Genomic DNA, 16,796 nt, shown 5'->3' with positions numbered 1-16,796 from the left:
GCAGCCGTGCTCGAGGACCAGGACGTAGGCCCGGCAATGCTAGCAGGATCTCGGCGCGGTCACTACTCGCCGCGGGTGATCTTCCGGAGTCGCTCGAGTCGCGGCCCGACCTCGCGCTCGAAGCCGTTCGCCGTCGGCGTGTAGTACTCGGTGCCCTCGAGCGCGTCGGGCAGGTACTGCTGCTCGGCGACACCGTGCTCGGCGTCGTGCGAGTAGACGTAGCCCTTGCCGTGACCGAGCCGCTTCGCCCCCGGGTAGTGGGCGTCGCGGAGGTGCATCGGCACGACCCCGAGCCGACCGGCCTTGACGTCGGCGATCGCGGCGTTCACGCCGTTGTAGGCGGCGTTCGACTTCGGCGCGGTCGCCAGGTAGACGACCGCCTCGGCCAGCGGGATCCGGCCCTCGGGCATGCCGATCAGCTGGACGGCCTGTGCGGCGGCGACCGCGATCGGCAGCGCCTGGGGGTCGGCCATGCCGATGTCCTCGGATGCCGAGATGATGATCCGCCTGGCGATGAACCGAGGGTCCTCCCCCGCCTCGATCATGCGTGCCAGGTAGTGGAGTGCGGCGTCGACGTCGCTCCCCCGGACGCTCTTGATGAAGGCGCTGATCACGTCGTAGTGCTCGTCGCCCTGGCGGTCGTAGCGGAGCAGTGCCCGGTCGACCGCTGCCGCGACGGTGTCGGCGTCGACGACCGGCACGGTGTCGACGCCGTCGAGCGTGCCGTCCGCGTCGTCGTCGGCCTGCGCCGCCACGGCGGAGGACGCCGCGGCCTCGAGCGCGGTCAGGGCGCGACGGGCGTCGCCGGAGGAGAGCCGGACGATGGCGCTGCGGGCTTCGTCACCGAGGACGACCGATCCGCCGAGGCCCCGCGGGTCCTCGACGGCACGGTCGACGAGCATGCCGAGGTCCTCGTCGGTGAGGGGCTTGAGCGTCAGCAGCAGCGACCGGGACAGCAGCGGCGAGATGACCGAGAACGACGGGTTCTCGGTCGTCGCCGCGATGAGGATGACCCAGCCGTTCTCGACGCCGGGCAGGAGGGCATCCTGCTGCGCCTTGCTGAACCGGTGGATCTCGTCGAGGAACAGGACGGTGGTGGAGCCGTAGAGGTCGCGGTGGGTGAGCGCCTTCTCCATGACCTCGCGCACGTCCTTGACGCCCGCGGTGACGGCGGAGAGCTCGACGAACTCGCGACCGGACTGCCGGGCGATGGCCTGCGCCAGGGTGGTCTTGCCGGTGCCGGGCGGCCCCCACAGGATCACCGAGACACCGCCGGGGTTCTCACGCGTGCCGGTCGCGAGCTGCACGAGGGGGCTGCCGCGGCCGAGCAGGTGCTGCTGGCCGGCGACCTCGTCGAGGCTGGTCGGCCGCATCCGGACCGCGAGCGGGACGGACCCCTGCGCCAACCCGGCGCGACCGCCGGTGGTGGGCGCACGCATGCCCGAACGGTCCGCTGCCATGTGACCAATCGTAGGCCGACCCACCGACAGGGGCGTGCCTCCAGGCCTCCGACAGAGCCGTTTCCAGTACGCTCGTCGCACACTCGACGAGAGGTACGACCAGCACCGTGGCACCGAAGAACCAGGCGCGTGACAACCGGGAGGCGCGTGAGCGCCTCCGCCTCTACACGGCACGGCAGGGCCTGCACGAACGGCAGCGGCGCCGTCGGCTGCGGGACAACGTCGTCGGTGCCGGCGTGCTCGTGCTCGTCGCCGCGCTCGCGACCGGCTCGCAGCTCGCGTTCGCCGGGTCGCAGGGCGGCGGGGCGGACGCGAGCGCGAGTGCCTCCGCGACCGCGACGCCGACCCCGTCCGCGAGTGCCACCGCGGGGAACACCGGCGACGTCCCGAGCAAGTCCATCGCGAAGGACTCCACCTGGACCGGTTCGCTCACCCTCAACAAGGACGTGAAGCTCGGCATCGAGCTGGACGGCGAGAAGGCACCCCAGGCCGCGAGCGTCGAGATCACACTCATCCAGGAGCAGTTCTACAACGGCACCACCTGCCACCGACTCGCCGACAGCACGGGGTTCGCGTTCCTGCAGTGCGGCTCTGCGAACGGCGACGGCACCGGCGACGCCGGCTTCCAGTACGGCCCGCTCGAGAACGTCCCGAGTGACGGCAAGTACGCCAAGGGCACCATCGCCATCGCCCGCGGCTCGTCGCCGTACTCGCAGACCACGCAGTTCTTCATCGTCTACGGCGACACCACGCTGGACGGCTCCACCGGCGGCTACACCGTCGTCGGGAAGGTCACCAGCGGCCTCGACGAACTCGAGTCGAAGATCACGTCGAAGGGCATCTCGTCGGCCGGCAGCGACGGCACCGGCGAGCCGAAGGTGGCGACCAAGATCACCGGCGCGACGATCGCGCGGGAGAAGTAGTCCACAGGCGCGCCGACCGGACGGGTCGCAGATGCGCTCCGTGCAATAGGCTGACGACCTGACCGTGCCGACGGCGACGTCGGTGATGCACGACCACGATCGAGGCGAGACCTGTGGGACCTGACGAAGCAACGACCTGGGGGCGGGTCGACGAGAACGGGACGGTGTACGTCCGGTACGAGGACACCGAGAAAGCCGTCGGTGAGTACCCGGACGCGACACCGGACGAAGCCCTCGCCTACTTCGCGCGGAAGTACGCCGACCTCGAGGGGCAGGTGAAGATCGCCGAGCAGCGCGTCCAGCGTGGTGCCTCGGCGAACGACGTCGCCCGCACGGTCGAGCACCTGCAGGCCCTCGTGGCCGAGGCCCGCGTCGTCGGCGACCTCAAGTCACTCGAGACCCGCGTCGGCGCCCTGACCGAGCAGCTCGGCTCCCTGACGAAGGAGCAGGCGGAACAGGCCCAGCAGGCACTGGCGGACGCCCTGGCGCACCGCACCGCCCTGGTCGAGGAAGCCGAGGCCCTCGCCGCGGTCGACCCGGCACGCGCGCAGTGGAAGCAGATCACCGCACAGCTCGACGACGTCTTCGCGCGGTGGCAGCAGCACCAGCACGACGGCCCGCGCATCCCCAAGAACGAGGCGAACGAGCTCTGGAAGCGCTTCCGCGCGGCCCGCTCGACCGTCGACCAGCACCGTCGTGCCTTCTACTCCGAGCTCGACGCGCAGCACCGCGACGCGCGCAACCGCAAGCAGGAGCTCGTGCAGCAGGCCGAGGCGCTCGCACCCCGCGGGTCCGACGCGATCCCCGCGTACCGCGAACTGCTCGACGACTGGAAGGGCGCGGGGCGGGCCGGCAAGCGGCACGACGATGCGCTCTGGGCTCGTTTCAAGGCCGCGGGTGACGTGCTGTTCGAGCAGCGCCACGCCGAAGCCGCTGCCGAGAACGTCGAGTACTCGGCGAACCTCGAAGCGAAGCAGGCGCTGCTGACCGAAGCCGAGCCGCTCCTGAAGGTCACCGACCGAGCTGCCGCACGCAAGACCCTGACGGGCATCCAGCGCCGCTGGGACGAGATCGGCAAGGTCCCCCGCGCGGACGTCCGGCGCATCGAGGACCGCCTGCGCGCCGTCGAGGACCACGTCCGCAGCCTCGAAGACGAGCACTGGAAGGCCTCCGACCCGGAGCGCAAGGCCCGACAGACCGGTCTCGCGAGCCAGCTCGAGGACGCCATCGGCAAGCTCGAGTCCGAGCTCGCCGAGGCGCAGGCCTCCGGTGACGCCCGCAAGATCAAGGACGCCCAGGAAGCCCTCGACGCCCGCAAGATCTGGCTCGACGCCCTCGGCGGCTGATCCGTCCCGTCCGACGGATCCCGTACGACGAAGCCCCCGTGACCGATCGGTCACGGGGGCTTCGTCGTACCAGAGGGGTCAGACGACCGCGGGCAGGCCCAGCAGCGTCCGGATGTCACGGTCGTCCTGCCGCATCTGCTCGGCGAGCTCGTCCATCGAGTCGAACTTCACCATGCCCCGCACGTACGAGACGAACAGCACCGAGATCGTGTCGCCGTAGAGGTCGATGTCGACGTCGAGCAGGTGCGCCTCGATCTGCTTCGCCGGGACCCCCTCGAACGTCGGGTTGTTGCCGACGGACACGGCAGCCGGGTACACGGTGCCGTCGTGCAGCACCCGTGCCGCGTAGACGCCGTCGGCGGGGATGAAGCCCTCGGACGCCGGGTCGAGGTTCGCCGTCGGGTAGCCCATCGCCCGGCCGCGCTCGTTCCCGTGCACGACGACGCTCCGCACGGCGTGCTCACGGCCGAGCAGCCGCGCGGCCTCGGCCACGCGGCCGTCGCCGAGGAGCTCGCGGATCCACGTCGAGGAGACCCGACGCTCACCGTCCGGACGGACGTCGTCCACCAGGTCGACGTCGTCGATGAGCTCGACGGTGAAGCCGTACCGCTGGCCCAACGTGCGCAGGAGCGCGACGTCGCCGGCGCCCTTCGCACCGAAGCGGAAGTCGCTGCCGACGAACACGAGCTTCGCGTGCAGGGTGTCGACGAGGATCTCGGACACGAAGACCTCTGGTGCCTTCGACTGCAGGTCCTGGTCGAACCGGAGCAGCAGGGTGGCGTCGACCCCGACCTCGTCGAGCAGTTCCCGGCGCTGGGCGGGGCTCGTCAGCGCGGGCGGCACCTTGTCCGGGTCGATGACGTTGAGCGGGTGCCGGTCGAACGTGACGACCGTGGAGACGAGGGCGTGCTCGCGCGCGGCACGCTCGAGGTGCGCGATGACCGCGCGGTGCCCGACGTGGACGCCGTCGAACTTGCCGATGGTGACGGCGCTCGGGCCGAAGGCCTGCGCCACGTCGGCGGTGTCGTCGTAGTACTGCACGTCGGTCCCTACTCGCCGGCCGGAACGGCGGACGGGGTCGTCTCGGTCGCGGTGGCGGTGCGGTGGTGCTTGCGGAGCCACCAGAGTCCGGCCGCCGGCAGCACGAGCGGCGCGAAAGCGTAGCCCAGGCCGTAGTACGACCAGATGGTGTCGTCCGGGAACAGCTGCCGGTCGATGAGCGACAGCGTCCCGATCACGAGCACACCGGTCATCTCGAAGACGATGGTCACGCAGGCGACGCGGTACCAGAACCGACCCGGCACGATGAGCGCGATCATCGCGACGATGTACACGACCGCGGCGACGGCGCTGAGCGTGTACGCGAACGGTGCGAACGAGAACTTCTCGATGATCTGCACGACGCTGCGACCCGTCGCCGCCAGCGCGAGGATGCCGTAGACGGCGATGAGGACGCGGCCGATGCCGGTCGCGAGGGAGGATCTGGTCGCCATTGCACCGATTCTACCGACGGCGGACGACCACCATGACGCACCACGACGAACACGCAGCAGCCGGGGTGCGGCTGCGGGCGGGTCAGTTCAGGGCGAACCAGATCTGGTACATCCGGTAGACCATCACCGCGACCGTGAACGCACCGGCGCCGAGGACGACGGTGCTCCACTTCGTCCGGTCGACGAGGGCCCAGACGATGGCCGCCGGCGGGACGAGGAGCACCGACACCGCGTACACGCCGAACTCGAGTGCGTTGCCGACCGGCGGGCTGCCCGTGAGCGGCAGGACGAGCGAGATCACGCCCTGCGCGACGAGCAGCAGCTCGATGAGTGCGAGGGACCCGACCGTGTAGTCGTTCGGCTTCCAGCCGACGAAGCCGACGACCACGGCGAAGAGCCCGGCGAGCACGGCGACGACGAGCTGGACCCACATGAACCACTCGATCACGCGCCCACCCCCGGCGCCGTCGGGAAGTTCGTGATGACGCGGAGGAGACCGCGACGCACCGAGACGAGGCCGACGAGCCGGTCCCCCTCGGTCGCGACGGCGGCGACCGGGCCGTCGGTGTCCGGGTGGTCGGCGGCGACGCGCTTGCCGTCGGCGAGGTCCTTGGCGTCGGCCGGGTCGAGCGGCACGGACGGGAAGAGCGCGCGGGCGACGTCGACCGGTCGGGCGAGTGCGGCGCGGACGTCGACGGACTCGTCCTCGAGGTCGATCGCGTCGTCGACGCTGAAGGGGCCGACCTCGGTCCGGCGGAGCGCGGTCAGGTGCGCACCGGTCCCGAGCGCGGCGCCGACGTCCCGGGCCAGGGCGCGGACGTACGTCCCGGACGAGCAGGTGACGACCACGTCGAGGTCGACCACGGCGGTGTCGGTGCCGTCGACGGTCACCACACGGTCGCCCCGGCCGGTGACGTCGAAGCGCGACACCGTGACCGTGCGGGACTGCAGGACGACCGCTTCGCCCTTGCGTGCGAGGTCGTAGGCGCGGCGACCGTCGACCTTGATGGCGCTGACGGTCGAGGGCACCTGCGAGATCACGCCGCGCTGGGCGGCCACGGCCCGCTCGACCGCTTCCTCGGAGACGTCGGCGGACGCCGTGCCGACCGCGGCGGTGGGCGCACCGTCAGCGTCGTCGGAGTCGGTGGACACGCCGAGGCGGATCGTCGCCGTGTACGTCTTGCCGAGGCCGACGAGGTGCGTCAGGAGCCGGGTCGACGGACCGATCCCGAGGAGCAGCAGACCGGTCGCCATCGGGTCGAGCGTGCCGGCGTGGCCGACCTTCTTCAATCCGAGCCGACGTCGGGCGATCGAGACCACCCGGTGACTGGAGATCCCCTGCGGCTTGTCGACGAGGAGGATGCCGTCGGGCGCGGATTCGAGCACCAGAGGAGATTACCAGCGCTCCGGCCGGTCAGCAGGCGTCGTTCCACTCACGACGCGGGTGGTCCGGGTCCGTGACGTCCAGCACCGCGGAGGCCGCGATCTTGACGTCCGCACGACGCTCGAGGCGCCCGGACTCCTGCTCCACCCACAGCGACCAGCGCCAGAGCGTTCGCGTGTGGTGCGCGAGGACCCCGTGCCCGTGCACGACGAGCACGCCGGGGCCCTCGCCGGTGGAGCGGAACGGCGCGACCAGGTCCGCTCGCAGGGTGTCCACGTCGCCGGAGGGTGCCGCCGCCGCCATCGCGGACACACCGTGCTGCTCGAAGCCGCCGACGAGGCCGGCCGCGACGCGCTCGAGGTCGGTGCCGGCCTGCCCGTCGATGCCGACGACGGTCCGGTTCGTGCCGACCTGCGCGATCACCTCGGCCGCGATCGCGGCCATGGTGTCGATCTCCTGGGGTGCCCAACGTGCCATGCACCCACCGTAGGCTGTCGTGGTGAACGCAAGTCGTGCCTCCCGTCCGGATGTGGACAACCGGACCCGTCCACAGGACGCAAACCGACAAGCGGACATCGCGACACCGCTCATCGCGTGGTTCCGTGCCGAGGCACGGGACCTGCCTTGGCGACGACCGGGTTTCCCCGCGTGGGGCACGCTGGTCAGCGAGATCATGCTGCAGCAGACCCAGGTCGCGCGCGTGATCCCCCGACTGGAGGCATGGCTCACGAGGTGGCCGACGCCTGCGGACCTCGCGGCCTCGCCCCCGGCGGACGCGGTGCGGGCCTGGGACCGGCTCGGCTACCCGAGACGGGCACTCGCCCTGCACGCGGCCGCGACGGCGATCGCCGAGCAGCACGGCAACGTCGTGCCACGGGACGTCGACGCGCTGCTCGCGCTGCCCGGCATCGGCGACTACACGGCGCGGGCGGTCGCGGTCTTCGCCTACGGCGACCGGCACCCGGTCGTCGACGTCAACGTCCGTCGTGTGCTCGCCCGCGCGCTGCTCGGGCAGGGCGAGCCCGGCCCGGCGAAGGCGAAGCGCGACCTGCCGCTCATGGAGTCGGTGCTGCCGCGGGACCGCGACGACGCGGCGGCGACGAACGCCGCGGTGATGGAGATCGGCGCGCTCGTCTGCGTCGCCCGCTCCCCCGCCTGCGACGCCTGTCCGATCGCGGACCGTTGCGCCTGGCGCGCCGCCGGGTACCCCGAGCACGACGGTCCACGCGCCCCGCGACAGGCGAAGTTCGCCGGCAGCGACCGCCAGGTGCGCGGGCTCATCATGGCGGAGCTGCGCGCCAGCGACGTCCCGGTCACCCGCGACGAGATCGAACCGGTGTGGCCGGACGCCGAACAGCGGGACCGGGCGCTCGCGTCGCTCCTGCGCGACGGACTGGCCGTCGGGGACGACGCGAGCGGCTACCGGCTCCCGGAGGGCTGACCAGACGGGTCAGGCACGCGCCTCGTCGGCGTCGTCCGCGTCCTCGTCCTCGTCCTCGTCCTCGTCCTCGTCGTGCTTGTACGGGTCGGCGTCGCCGGCGTAGCTCGCACCGGCCGCCGCCGCACGGACCTGCTCGTCACGCACCTGGGCCTGCACGAGCAGGTCCTCCATGTGCGCCGAGGTCTCCGGCAGCGCGTCGGCGATGAACTCGAGCGACGGGGTGAGCCGTGCGGTGATGTTCTTGCCGACCTCGGACCGGAGCAGGCCCGTCGCGGCCTTGAGCGCCGCCGCGGAGTCGGCGCGTTCCTCGTCGGTGCCGTACACGGTGTAGAAGATCGACGCGTGCTGCAGGTCACCGGTCACACGGACGTCGGTGATCGTCACGAACCCGAGCCGCGGGTCGCGCAGCCCCTTGTCGAGTCGGCGTGCGACGACTTCCTTGATGCGGTCCGCCATCTTGCGTGCGCGCTGCGGATCGGCCATGGGTGCCTCCTGTGGAGATGTCTTGCTCTGGAACGGGGCTGGGCCCCGGCCTCCCGTGAAGGAAGCCGGGGCCCAGGGTAGTCACACGATCAGTCGCGCGGCTTCTCGACGAGCTCGGTGGTCTCGATCTCGTCGCCGATCTGGATGTCGTTGAACTTGCCCAGACCGATACCGGCTTCGAAGTCCGTGCGGACCTCGGTGACGTCGTCCTTGAAGCGACGCAGCGACTCGATGGCCAGACCATCGGCGAGCACCACGCCTTCTCGGATGACGCGCGCCTTGGCGTTGCGCGTGATCGTGCCGGAGCGGACGATGACACCCGCGATGTTGCCGAACTTCGAGGAACGGAACACCTCGCGGATCTCGGCGACACCCGACTGGACCTCTTCGTACTCGGGCTTGAGCATGCCCTTGAGGGACTGCTCGATGTCCTCGAGTGCGTTGTAGATGACCGAGTAGAAGCGCACGTCGATGCCTTCGCGCGCCGCACGCTCGCGGGCCTTGACGTCCGGGCGGACGTTGAAGCCGACGACGATCGCGTTGTCGATCGTGGCCAGGTCGATGTCCGACTCCGTGATCGCACCGACGCCGCGGTGCAGGATCCGGAGCTGGACGCTGTCGTCGACCTCGATGTCCAGGAGCGACTGCTCGAGTGCCTCGACGGCACCGGAGACGTCACCCTTGATGATGAGGTTGAGCGAGTCGACCTTGCCCTCTTCGAGTGCACGGGTGAAGTCCTCGAGCGAGATGCGCTTGCGGGCCTTGGCCAGCTGGGCGTTGCGCTCGGCGGCTTCACGCTTCTCGGCGATCTGACGTGCCGTGCGGTCCTCTTCGGTGACGAGGAACGTGTCGCCAGCGCGGGGCACCGAGGACAGACCCTGCACCTGGACCGGGCGGCTCGGCGTCGCGGCCTTGACCGCCACGCCGTTCTCGTCGGTCATCGCACGGACGCGACCGTAGGCCGTGCCCGCGACGATGGCGTCGCCGACGTGCAGCGTGCCGGACTGGATGAGCACGGTCGCAACCGAACCACGGCCCTTGTCGAGGCGTGCTTCGATCGCCACACCGCGGGCGTCCTTGTCGGGGTTCGCACGCAGGTCGAGACCGGCGTCGGCCGTGAGCAGCACCGCGTCCAGGAGGTCCTGGATACCGATGTTCTGACGAGCCGACACGTCGACGAACATGACGTCGCCGCCGTACTCCTCGGCCACCAGGTTGTACTCGGTGAGCTGCTGGCGGACCTTGGCCGGGTTCGCGCCTTCCTTGTCGATCTTGTTCACCGCGACCACGATCGGCACACCGGCCGACTGCGCGTGGTTCAGTGCCTCGATCGTCTGGGGCATGATGCCGTCGTCCGCCGCGACCACGAGGATCGCGATGTCCGTCACCTGGGCACCACGGGCACGCATGGCCGTGAAGGCCTCGTGACCCGGGGTGTCGATGAAGGTGATCGGGCGCTCGATGCCCTCGTGCTCGGTGACGATCTGGTACGCACCGATGTGCTGGGTGATGCCACCGGCCTCGCCCTCGACGACCTTCGAGTTGCGGATGGCGTCGAGCAGGCGGGTCTTGCCGTGGTCGACGTGACCCATGACGGTGACCACCGGGGGCCGCTGCTGCAGCACCGAGTCGTCCTCGTCGTCCAGCTCGGCCTCGAGGTCGATGTCGAAGCCCTCGAGGAGCTCCTTGTCCTCGTCCTCGGGCGAGACGATCTGGATCTTGTAGCCCAGCTCCTCGCCGAGGACCTCGAACGTGGCCTCGTCCAGCGACTCGGTCGCGGTCGCCATCTCACCGAGGTGGAACAGCACCGTCACCAGGTTGCCGGGGCTCGCGTCGATCTTGTCCGCGAAGTCCGAGATGCTCGCACCGCGACGCAGACGGACGACCGTGTTGCCGTCGCCTCGAGGGACCTGCACACCGCCGAGCGACGGCGCCTGCCGCATCTCGTACTCGGCGCGCTTCGTCCGCTTCGACTTGCGGGCACGGCTCTTGCCGCCACCGCGACCGAACGCACCAGCGGTACCGCCACCGGGGCCACGACCGCGGCCACCGCCACCGGCGGGACGCGGGCCGCTGAAGGCCGGACGCGGGAAGCCGCCACCGGCACCACCGGCACCGCCCGGACGACCACCGGGGCCGCCACGACCGCCGCCACCCTGGCCCGGGCGCTGCCCGAAGCCGTTCGGACGGTTGCCCTGACCGGGACCACCGGGACGCGGCGCACCCGGACGGGGAACGCCCGGACGCGGCGGGGCGGGACGCGGGATGCCGTTGCCGCCACCGGCGCCGCCGGCGGGGCGCTGGCCCATGCCCTGGTTGGACGAGTACGGGTTGTTGCCCGGACGCGGCGGGCGCGAGCCCATGCCCTGGCTCGACGCGTAGGGGTTGTTGCCGGGGCGTGCGCCCGGCTTCGGGCCACCCGGCTTCGGGCCAGCTGCGGCACCGGGCTTCGGTGCGCCGCCGGGCTTGACGGCGTCGCCCTTCGGCTCGGCTGCTGCGTCGGGACCGGCGTCGCCGGACTTCTCGGCAGCGGCCTTCTCGGCAGCGGCGGCCTTGCGAGCAGCCTCGGCCTCGGCCTGTCGCTGAGCGACGGACTTCGGGGCGGCCGGGGTCGGGACGTCGGCGGCGGGCGCCTGCACCTCGGGCTCGGGCTCGGGGGTGGGGGCCGGACGGACCGGACCGGGGCGGGGGCCGCCGGGCTTCGGTGCGCCCGACTTCGGCGCCGCGGTCTTGGCCGGCGCGCTCGGGGTCTGTGCCGCAGCGGGCTTCGACGCCGAGGCGCCGTCAGCCTGCAACGCAGCGCGGAGCTTGCGTGCGACGGGGGGTTCGACACTGGAGCTCGGGCCCTTGACGAACTCGCCGAGTTCCTTGAGCTTCTCCATTGCGGTCTTGCTGTCGACACCGAGTTCGGATGCGATCTCGTGTACGCGTGGTTTTGCCACTGTTCTCCTTCACGGGTCCCACCCCGTGCAAGGGGCAGGACTCAATGGATGACGGGTCTCATTTCGAGCCGCTCATCAGTTGTCCATAAGCCGTTCAGCCTGTTCTGTCATGTCCTGGTCGCGTGCCTGAGGTTCGGGGCGCCGGAGCGCTTCGAGGTAGTCACGGACCGCGGACGTGTCCGGTTCATGATCGAGCCGGAGCGCCCGGCGGAAAGCCCGGCGCTTGACGGCCTGATCATGTGCTTCGACGGTCGGTGTGAGCCACGCTCCCCGCCCCGGCATGACTGCCTTCGGGTCCGCCACGACACGACCGTCGCTCAGGGCGACGACACGGAGGAGGGAGGACCGGGGAGCACGACGGCGACTGCCGATGCATGTTCTGACGGGAACCACCTTACTCCTCCCCTCCGACGACCGCGATCCGGCGCGCCCGGATCGGACGTGCCACGAGCGAAACCGTCAGTCCTCGCCGTCCAGGATCGAGTCCGGCTGGATGTCGATCCGGGCACCGGTGAGCTTCGCGGCGAGGCGGGCGTTCTGCCCTTCCTTGCCGATCGCGAGCGACAGCTGGTAGTCCGGCACGAGTGCGCGGACGGCCTTCGTCGAGGCGTCGAGCACGAAGGCGCTCGTCACCTTGGCCGGCGACAGCGCGCTCGCCACGAACGAGGCCAGGTCGGACGAGTAGTCGACGATGTCGATCTTCTCGGCGCCGAGCTCGGTCGTCACGGCGCGGACGCGGGCACCGAGCTCGCCGATGCACGCACCCTTGGCGTTCACGCCGGGCTCGTTGGCCTTGACCGCGATCTTCGTGCGGTGTCCGGCCTCGCGGGCGAGGGAGGTGATCTCCACGACACCGGACGCGATCTCCGGCACCTCGAGCGCGAAGAGCTTGCGGACCAGGCCCGGGTGGGTGCGCGACACGGTGATCTGCGGGCCCTTGGCACCACGACCGACGCTCGTCACGTACACGCGGATGCGCGAACCGTGCTTGTACTCCTCGCCGGGCACCTGCTCCTCGGGCGGGAGGATCGCCTCGACCGTGCCGAGGTCGACGTGCACCATCTTCGGGTTCGGGCCCTGCTGGACCACGCCCGCGACGATGTCGCCCTCCTTGCCGCGGAACTCGCCGAGGATCTTGTCGTCGCCGATGTCGCGCAGGCGCTGGTTGATGACCTGCTTCGCGGCGAAGGCGGCGATGCGACCGAAGTCGCTCGGCTGGTCGACGGCCTCGCCGATGACGGCGCCCTCGTCGTCGCGCTCGGGCACGAAGACGGACACCTCGCCCGACTTGCGGTCGAGCTCGACGCGGGTCTGCGCGTCGACGGGTTCCTCGTTCTCCGCGCGGTGCTTCTGGTACGCGGTCAGGATGGCCTGTTCGATGATCTGGACGAGTTCGTCGAACGGGATCTCCCGCTCACGCTCCATGAGTCGCAGGACTGCGAGATCGATCTTCACCGAGGGCCTCCGTATTCAGATGAGTCGCTTCCGCGGATGGAACGGCGCGGAAGTCGGCGACCAGACTACCGCACTGCGGGTGGCGGACCCGGCCGGACGACGGACGAGAGGTGGGCCCCGCCCGCCGGTGCCCGCGCACCGCGCCAGCCGGGTGACGGCCGAGACGGGAGGCGCGGTACCAGCTGGCACCGCGCCTCCCGTCCGCTGGTCGGTCGCGTCTAGATCGCGCGGACCGCCTCGAGCAGCTCGGCCACGGGCACGTCGCGGCGTTCGCCGCTCGCACGGTTCCACAGCTCGACGACGCCGTCGGCCGCGCCGCGGCCCGCGACGACGACGATCGGCATGCCGAGGAGCTCGGCGTCGCGGAGCTTCACGCCCGGCGAGACCTTCGGGCGGTCGTCGTAGAGGACCTCGAAGCGCTCGCCCTCGAGGTCGGCGACGATCGATGTCGCCAGGTCGTAGGCGACCTCGTCCTTGCCGGTCGCGACGACGTGCACGTCGAACGGTGCGACGTTCTTCGGCCAGGCGAGGCCCTTCTCGTCGTTGTGCGCCTCGGCCAGGATCGCGAGGATGCGCGTCACGCCGATGCCGTACGAGCCCATCGTGACCGTGGCGAGCTTGCCGTTCTCGTCCTGCACCTTGAGGCCCAGCGCCTCGGCGTACTTCCGCCCCAGCTGGAAGACGTGGCCGATCTCCATGCCACGAGCGGTCTCGAGCGGGCCGGAGCCGTCCGGCGCGGGGTCGCCGGCGCGGACGTCGGAGACCTCGGCCACGCCGTCGGCGACGAAGTCACGACCGGCGACGAGGCCGGACACGTGCACGCCGCGCTCGTTCGCGCCCGTGACCCACGCGGTGCCGTCGACCACGCGGGGGTCGACGAAGTAGCGGATGCCGGTCGCGCTGTCGGCGCCGAGGACCTGCGGGCCGATGTAGCCCTTGACCAGGCCCCGGTGCTTGCGGAAGTCGTCGTCGCCCGCGGGCTCGACCTCGGCCGGGGCGAACGCCACCTCGGCGCGCTTCAGGTCGACGTCGCGGTCGCCGGGGAGGCCGACGACCACGACCTCGCGGGTGCCGTCGAGGTGCGTCAGCGCGAGCACGACGTTCTTCAGCGTGTCGGCGGCCGTCCAGGGGGCGCCGTCGCGCGGGGCGACCTCGTTCGCGTGTGCCACGAGCGTGTCGATCGTGGGGGTGTCCGACGCGGGGAGGAGCACCGCTTCCGGCTGGCCCTCGATCGGCAGCCCGTCCGGGACGGGTGTGACGTAGGCCTCGACGTTGGCCGCGTAGCCGCCGGCGCTGCGGACGAAGGTGTCCTCGCCCACGCCGATCGGGTGCAGGAACTCCTCGGACTTCGAGCCGCCCATCGCGCCGGCGTCCGCCTTGACGATGACGTACTCGAGGCCGAGGCGCGCGAAGATCTTCTCGTAGGCGTCGCGCATGACTTGGTAGCTGCGCTCGAGGCCCTCGTCGGTGAGGTCGAACGAGTACGCGTCCTTCATGGTGAACTCGCGGCCGCGCAGGAGGCCGGCGCGGGGGCGTGCCTCGTCGCGGTACTTGTCCTGGATCTGGAACAGCGTGACCGGCAGGTCCTTGTACGAGCCGTACAGGTCCTTCACCAGGAGCGCGAACATCTCCTCGTGCGTGGGCGCGAGCAGGTAGTCGGCGCCCTTGCGGTCCTGCAGGCGGAACATGCCGTCGCCGTACTCGGTCCAGCGGTTCGTCGCCTCGTACGGTTCGCGGGGCAGCAGCGCGGGGAGCAGGACCTCCTGCGCGCCGGCGGCCACCATCTCCTCACGGATGATCGCCTCGATGCGGGCGCGGACCTTCAGCCCGAGCGGCAGCCACGCGAAGATCCCCGGGGACTGGCGACGGACGTAGCCGGCGCGGACGAGGAGCTTGGCGCTCGTCACCTCGGCGTCGGAGGGGTCGTCGCGGAGCGTACGGAGGAACAGATGCGAAAGCCGTGTGACCACGGGGCAAGCCTAGCGGCGGTGCGGGGCGGGCGGCGCTCGGGGTCGCGGGCGGCTTCCGCGCCGGGCCTCCAGTCCGACGCGACCGCGCACGGTGCGAGGTTCGCCGACCGGTGCGGCGCCAGCCGCCCCGTGCCCACCTACAGACCCGCATCCAGCAAGCAAGCTCGCACGGGATGGCGAACCGAGCACGGTGCGGGCCGCGGCTGCGCGCGGCGAACGCAGCACGGTGCGGACCGGGTCAGCGCGCGGTGGCCGCACCGCGCCTCCAGGCCGACGCGACCGCGCACCGTGCGAGGTTCGCCAACCGGTGCAGCGCCAGCCGCTCCGCGCGCTCCTACAGACCCGCACCCAGCAAGCAACCCCGCACGCGGCCGCGAACGCAGCACGGTGCGGACCGGGGCAGCGCGCGATAGCCGCACCGCGCCTCCAGTCCGACGCGACCGCGCACCGTGCGAGGTTCGCCAACCGGTGCAGCGCCAGCCGCTCCGTGCGCGCCTACAGACCCGCACCCAGCAAGCAACCCCGCACGGGACGGGGAACCCAGCACGGTGCGCACGCCCCAACCCGCACCCGGCACACCCCGCCCCAGGCCGGCACACCCCGCCCAACCGGGCTCACCCCGCCCAACCCGGCTCACCCCACCCGACCCACACCACGACGGACCGGAGGCCCGGCGCCACCTGGCACCGGGCCTCCCGTCAGCGGAGCAACGCGCCCGCGACTACGAGGTGACGACGAGCGGCTTGCCGGTCCCGGCGGCCGGCCCCATCTCGTCCGCGAGCCGGTTCGCCTCGGTGATGAGCGTCTGGACGATCTCGGCTTCGGGGACGGTCTTGATGACCTCGCCCTTGACGAAGATCTGCCCCTTGCCGTTGCCGGACGCGACGCCGAGGTCGGCCTCACGAGCCTCGCCCGGGCCGTTCACGACACAGCCCATGACGGCGACGCGCAGCGGGACGGTCATGCCCTCGAGCCCCTTCGTCACGTCGTTCGCCAGCTGGTAGACGTCGACCTGGGCACGGCCGCAGCTCGGGCAGGAGACGATCTCGAGCTTGCGCTCGCGCAGGTTGAGGGACTGCAGGATCTGCAGGCCGACCTTGACCTCTTGCGCAGGCGGGGCGGAGAGGGAAACTCGGATGGTGTCGCCGATGCCCTCGGCCAGCAGGATGCCGAACGCCGTAGCGCTCTTGATGGTGCCCTGGAACTCGGGGCCGGCCTCGGTCACGCCGAGGTGCAGCGGCCAGTCCCCCGCGGCGGCGAGCTGGCGGTAGGCCTTCACCATGACGATCGGGTCGTTGTGCTTGACCGAGATCTTGAAGTCGTGGAAGTCGTGCTCCTCGAACAGCGAGGCTTCCCACACGGCGGACTCGACGAGCGCCTCGGGCGTGGCCTTGCCGTACTTCTGCAGCAGGCTCGGCTCGAGCGACCCGGCGTTGACGCCGATGCGGAGGGAGACGCCGGCGTCCTTCGCCGCCTTGGCGATGGCACCGACCTGGTCGTCGAACTTCCGGATGTTACCCGGGTTCACTCGGACCGCGGCGCACCCGGCGTCGATGGCCTGGAAGACGTACTTCGGCTGGAAGTGGATGTCGGCGATCACCGGGATCTGCGACTTCTTCGCGATGATCGGCAGCGCGTCGGCATCGTCCTGGCTCGGCACGGCGACGCGCACGATGTCACAGCCCGAGGCCGTGAGCTCGGCGATCTGCTGCAGCGTCGCGTTGATGTTCGTCGTCGGCGTCGTGGTCATCGACTGGACGGAGACCGGCGCGTCGCCGCCCACGAGGACCTTGCCGACCCGGATCTGCCGGGACTTGCGGCGTGGGCTCAGGGTTTCGGGGACTTTCGGCAGACCGAGGTTCACTGCAGGCACGAGGTGCACTCTACGCGCTCCCGGTG

Annotated in this window: 15 protein-coding genes; 3 read left to right on the top strand and 12 right to left on the bottom strand. The window is 71.1% G+C overall.

Features of this window, described 5'->3' with window-relative positions:
* Positions 1–62 precede the first annotated feature (62 nt).
* Positions 63–1,439, bottom strand: a complete 1,377-nt coding sequence (locus ACNQOV_RS03165) for a replication-associated recombination protein A (protein ID WP_031261054.1) — start codon at positions 1,437–1,439, stop codon at positions 63–65.
* A 128-nt stretch (positions 1,440–1,567) separates the two neighbouring features.
* On the opposite strand from ACNQOV_RS03165, the gene ACNQOV_RS03160 reads away from it, so the two are divergent.
* Positions 1,568–2,383: a peptidylprolyl isomerase gene (locus ACNQOV_RS03160; protein WP_416393355.1), complete on the top strand. Its 816-nt coding sequence runs from the start codon at positions 1,568–1,570 to the stop codon at positions 2,381–2,383.
* A gap of 113 nt (positions 2,384–2,496) precedes the next feature.
* On the top strand, positions 2,497–3,729 hold the full coding sequence (locus ACNQOV_RS03155; protein ID WP_416393354.1) for a DUF349 domain-containing protein: 1,233 nt from the start codon (positions 2,497–2,499) through the stop codon (positions 3,727–3,729).
* Between the two features lie 78 nt (positions 3,730–3,807).
* On the opposite strand, the gene ACNQOV_RS03150 is transcribed toward ACNQOV_RS03155, so the two are convergent.
* From ACNQOV_RS03150 to ACNQOV_RS03130, 5 genes are all read right to left on the bottom strand, one after another.
* A complete protein-coding gene (locus ACNQOV_RS03150; protein WP_416393353.1) occupies positions 3,808–4,770 on the bottom strand; it encodes a bifunctional riboflavin kinase/FAD synthetase in 963 nt (320 codons plus the stop codon).
* 8 nt (positions 4,771–4,778) lie between these two features.
* Complete coding sequence (locus ACNQOV_RS03145; RefSeq protein WP_416393352.1) at positions 4,779–5,222, bottom strand: hypothetical protein; 444 nt, start codon at positions 5,220–5,222, stop codon at positions 4,779–4,781.
* Positions 5,223–5,304: 82 nt separating this feature from the next.
* Positions 5,305–5,670, bottom strand: a complete 366-nt coding sequence (locus tag ACNQOV_RS03140) for a hypothetical protein (RefSeq protein WP_402263251.1) — start codon at positions 5,668–5,670, stop codon at positions 5,305–5,307.
* Complete coding sequence (gene truB, locus ACNQOV_RS03135; RefSeq protein WP_402263254.1) at positions 5,667–6,608, bottom strand: tRNA pseudouridine(55) synthase TruB; 942 nt, start codon at positions 6,606–6,608, stop codon at positions 5,667–5,669. The genes ACNQOV_RS03140 and truB overlap by 4 nt, the downstream gene beginning before the upstream one ends.
* A gap of 28 nt (positions 6,609–6,636) precedes the next feature.
* Positions 6,637–7,083, bottom strand: coding sequence for a hypothetical protein (locus ACNQOV_RS03130; RefSeq protein WP_022905482.1), 447 nt, complete (start codon positions 7,081–7,083; stop codon positions 6,637–6,639).
* A 196-nt stretch (positions 7,084–7,279) separates the two neighbouring features.
* Between ACNQOV_RS03130 and ACNQOV_RS03125 the strand changes: the two genes are divergently transcribed.
* On the top strand, positions 7,280–8,047 hold the full coding sequence (locus ACNQOV_RS03125) for an A/G-specific adenine glycosylase (protein WP_416393351.1): 768 nt from the start codon (positions 7,280–7,282) through the stop codon (positions 8,045–8,047).
* Positions 8,048–8,056: 9 nt separating this feature from the next.
* Here the strand turns inward: ACNQOV_RS03125 and rbfA are convergent, their stop codons facing one another.
* The 6 genes from rbfA to ispG form a co-directional block, all read right to left on the bottom strand.
* Positions 8,057–8,530, bottom strand: coding sequence for a 30S ribosome-binding factor RbfA (gene rbfA / locus ACNQOV_RS03120; RefSeq protein ID WP_416393350.1), 474 nt, complete (start codon positions 8,528–8,530; stop codon positions 8,057–8,059).
* Positions 8,531–8,619: 89 nt separating this feature from the next.
* The gene (infB, locus tag ACNQOV_RS03115) at positions 8,620–11,472 is read right to left on the bottom strand and encodes a translation initiation factor IF-2 (protein ID WP_416393348.1); all 2,853 of its coding nucleotides are present in this window, start codon (positions 11,470–11,472) and stop codon (positions 8,620–8,622) included.
* A 75-nt stretch (positions 11,473–11,547) separates the two neighbouring features.
* Positions 11,548–11,865, bottom strand: a complete 318-nt coding sequence (locus ACNQOV_RS03110; RefSeq protein WP_083857828.1) for a YlxR family protein — start codon at positions 11,863–11,865, stop codon at positions 11,548–11,550.
* Between the two features lie 66 nt (positions 11,866–11,931).
* Positions 11,932–12,927, bottom strand: coding sequence for a transcription termination factor NusA (nusA, locus tag ACNQOV_RS03105; RefSeq protein WP_022905479.1), 996 nt, complete (start codon positions 12,925–12,927; stop codon positions 11,932–11,934).
* A 218-nt stretch (positions 12,928–13,145) separates the two neighbouring features.
* Positions 13,146–14,897, bottom strand: coding sequence for a proline--tRNA ligase (locus ACNQOV_RS03100; protein ID WP_416393346.1), 1,752 nt, complete (start codon positions 14,895–14,897; stop codon positions 13,146–13,148).
* Positions 14,898–15,618: 721 nt separating this feature from the next.
* Positions 15,619–16,749: a flavodoxin-dependent (E)-4-hydroxy-3-methylbut-2-enyl-diphosphate synthase gene (ispG, locus tag ACNQOV_RS03095; RefSeq protein ID WP_031261050.1), complete on the bottom strand. Its 1,131-nt coding sequence runs from the start codon at positions 16,747–16,749 to the stop codon at positions 15,619–15,621.
* Positions 16,750–16,796 lie beyond the last annotated feature (47 nt).

This window comes from Curtobacterium sp. LFS084 (assembly GCF_047977705.1).
GTDB lineage: Bacteria > Actinomycetota > Actinomycetes > Actinomycetales > Microbacteriaceae > Curtobacterium.
Note: the sequence above shows the minus strand (reverse complement) of the source record. Positions and strands in the feature narration are given on the sequence as shown.